At 60.1% G+C, this 3,150-nt stretch carries 3 protein-coding genes; 2 read left to right on the forward strand and 1 reads right to left on the reverse strand.

The genetic code is table 11. The features are described 5' to 3' along the window. Positions 1 to 113: 113 nt before the first annotated feature. On the reverse strand, positions 114 to 569 hold the full coding sequence (locus QMX98_RS33490; protein WP_010467415.1) for an Lrp/AsnC family transcriptional regulator: 456 nt from the start codon (positions 567 to 569) through the stop codon (positions 114 to 116). Positions 570 to 732: 163 nt separating this feature from the next. Here QMX98_RS33490 and yedA point away from each other — a divergent pair, with 163 nt between their 5' ends. Together yedA and QMX98_RS33500 are read left to right on the forward strand one after the other, a co-directional pair. Further along, positions 733 to 1,659 (forward strand): drug/metabolite exporter YedA, encoded by a 927-nt coding sequence (gene yedA / locus QMX98_RS33495; protein ID WP_282412032.1) that lies wholly within the window; start codon positions 733 to 735, stop codon positions 1,657 to 1,659. Between the two features lie 65 nt (positions 1,660 to 1,724). Then, positions 1,725 to 3,059 carry a DEAD/DEAH box helicase gene (locus tag QMX98_RS33500; protein WP_010467419.1) on the forward strand — a complete coding sequence of 445 codons (1,335 nt, stop codon included), beginning with the start codon at positions 1,725 to 1,727 and terminating at the stop codon, positions 3,057 to 3,059. Positions 3,060 to 3,150 lie beyond the last annotated feature (91 nt).

Below are 3,150 nucleotides of genomic sequence, written 5' to 3' on the forward strand. Positions count from 1 at the left end.
AAATCCCGTGTGGGAGTGTGCGTGCTCGCGATAGCTATTTATCATTCAACGTTGATGTCGACTGATACTCCGCTATCGCGAGCAGGCTCGCTCCTACAGGGACTGCGCCGTTTTCAGACTTTGCTGTTGCCTTCCAGTTGCCCCAGCGGCACGCGCTTCTCTATCGCGCTCGACAGCACAATCGAGGTCTTGCTGAACCCGAACTTGGCGATCCGGTTGATCAGCTCTTCCAGCTCCGGCATCGAGCCCACCGCAGCCTGCATGATCACGCACGGATCACCCGTGACCCGGTGGCATTCCGTCAGTTGTGGGATTTTGATCAGGTCGTCGTAGGCCTTCTGGTTGCCATGCTGGTTCAGGCGCAACTCGATCACGCACTGGATCGGCAGCCCAAGCTTGGCCATGTCGACTTTCGCCTGGTAACCGGTAATCACCCCGCTGGCCTCGAGTTTGGCCACGCGCTCGGCCACGGCCGGGGCGGACAGGTTGACCTTGCGCGCCAGGTCGGCGTAGGACGCACGGCCGTTTTCCAGCAGGGCGCTGAGCAGCATGCGGTCGTATTTATCCATCGTCGTATACCTGAAAAATGACTGACTTTTGAAAACACGGCTTATAGCGTCAATCTCCGTGTTTTGAAAAGTGTACCGGCGCTATAAACAGGTTTTGTAACTTATTTTAAGCCGCTGGCCTTTCTAGAATAGCCGTTCACATTGTCCTGTCATCGAGCTGCCCATGCCTGGCTTACGTCGTTTCCCCTTACCGTTGATCGCCGCCTTTTTCGCGTTGTACGTGATTTGGGGCTCGACTTACCTGGTGATCCGCATCGGCGTGGCGTACTGGCCGCCGTTGCTGCTCGCCGGCATCCGTTTCGTGATCGCCGGGAGTTTGATGTACGCCTTCCTGCGCTGGCGCGGGGCACCGGCCCCGACCTGGGCGCAGTGGAAAGCCGCCGGGATCATCGGAATTTTGCTGCTGACGTGCGGTAACGGCGCGGTCAGTGTGGCCGAACACACGGGTGTCGCTTCCGGTGTTGCGGCACTGGCGGTGGCGACAGTGCCGCTGTTTACCTTGCTCTGCGGTTACTTCTGGGGCGCGCGCAATACTCGTCTCGAATGGGCCGGGATTGTGCTCGGGCTGATCGGCATCGCCATGCTCAACCTTGGTTCAAACCTGCAATCGAGCCCGCTGGGTGCGGCGTTGCTGGTGTTCGCGGCCGCGTCCTGGGCGTTCGGCTCGGTCTGGAGCAAACAATTGCCATTGCCCCAAGGCGCCATGGCCAGTGCCGTGGAAATGCTGGTGGGCGGCGTGGCATTGCTGATCGGCAGCGCGCTGAGCGGCGAGCATCTGCAGGCGATGCCGCCGATCGAAGGCTGGGCAGCCCTGGCCTACCTGACCTTCTTCGGTTCGATCATCGCCTTCAACGCTTACATGTACCTGTTGAAAAACGTGCGTCCGGCGGCGGCGACCAGTTATGCCTACGTCAACCCGGCGGTCGCGGTGTTGCTGGGGATCGTATTTGCCGGGGAGACCATTGGTATCGAAGAAGCGCTGGCCATGTTGGTGATTATCAGTGCCGTGGTGTTGATCGGATTGCCGCAGTGGCGTCGGACTCCCGTTCAACCTGCCGTAGCGGTGCCGACAGAATCCCGTGTGAATTAGGGTAAACTGCGCGCCATTGCACACTCGTTTTGCACAACTGCGCTGAATTTTCCTACGGTAATCCCATGACTTTCGCCACCCTTGGCCTGATCGAACCCTTGCTGCGCTCTCTCGAGACGCTCGGCTACCAGACCCCGACGCCGGTTCAGGCGCAAGCCATTCCGGCGGTGCTGGCCGGTCGCGACCTGATGGCCGCCGCCCAGACCGGCACTGGCAAGACCGCCGGCTTCGCGCTGCCGCTCCTGCAATTGTTGGCCATGGAAGGGCCGAAAGTGGCGTCTAACTCGGTGCGCGCACTGATCCTGGTGCCGACCCGCGAACTGGCCGAACAGGTTCACGAAGCCGTGCGTCAGTACGCCGAGAACCTGCCGTTGAGCACTTATGCCGTGTACGGCGGCGTCAGCATCAACCCGCAAATGATGAAGCTGCGCAAGGGTGTTGACGTGCTGGTGGCGACGCCGGGTCGTTTGCTCGATCTGTATCGCCAGAAGGCCCTCAAGTTCAATCAGCTGCAAACCCTGATTCTGGATGAAGCCGATCGCATGCTTGATCTGGGTTTCTCCGAGGAGCTGGGGAATATCTATCGCGTGCTGCCCAAGCAACGTCAGACGCTGCTGTTCTCCGCGACGTTCTCCGACGCGATCCGCTTGCTGGCTGGACAAATGCTCAACGATCCGCTGAGCATCGAAGTCAGCCCGCGCAACGTCGCTGCCAGCACCGTCAAGCAGTGGGTCGTGGTGGTGGACAAGAAGCGCAAGCCTGAACTGTTCGTTCACTTGATGCGCAAGGGCAAGTGGAAGCAGGTGCTGGTGTTCGCCAAGACCCGCAATGGTGTGGACGCGCTGGTGGAAAAACTCCAGGGCCTGGGCATCAATGCCGACGGCATCCACGGCGACAAACCGCAGGCAACCCGTCAGCGTGCGCTGGACCGGTTCAAGGCCAGTGAAGTGCAGATTCTTGTGGCCACCGACGTTGCGGCCCGTGGTCTGGATATCGAAGATTTGCCATTGGTGGTCAACTTCGACCTGCCGATCGTGGCGGAGGACTACATCCACCGGATCGGTCGTACCGGTCGCGCGGGTGCAAGCGGGCAGGCCATTTCGCTGGTGTGTGCCGATGAAGTGAATCTGCTGTCGGCTATCGAGACGTTGACCCGTCAGACATTGCCGCGGCAGATGGAACATGACTTCGAACCTGAGCACCGGGTGCCGGATACCGACGCCAGCGGTCAGGTCGTCAAGAAGCCGAAAAAACCGAAGAAGCCGAAGACCTCCGGTGGCGGTAAACGCAATCTGGGTAAGTGGGTCGAGAGTGGGGATGCTTCGGCGCCGGAGCCTTCGATCAAGCCTGTGCGCAAAGTGCCGGTGTTTAACACTGGGCCGCGTAAGCGTAAGCCTTAAAAAGCTTCGGCGTCTGTCAGGACGCCTTCGCGAGCAGGCTCGCTCCCACAGGGGATTTGTGAACGACACAGATCCAGTGTGGGAGTGAGCC

Origin of the sequence: Pseudomonas sp. PS02303 (assembly GCF_029959925.1) — a bacterium.
Taxonomy (GTDB): Bacteria; Pseudomonadota; Gammaproteobacteria; order Pseudomonadales; family Pseudomonadaceae; genus Aquipseudomonas; species Aquipseudomonas mandelii.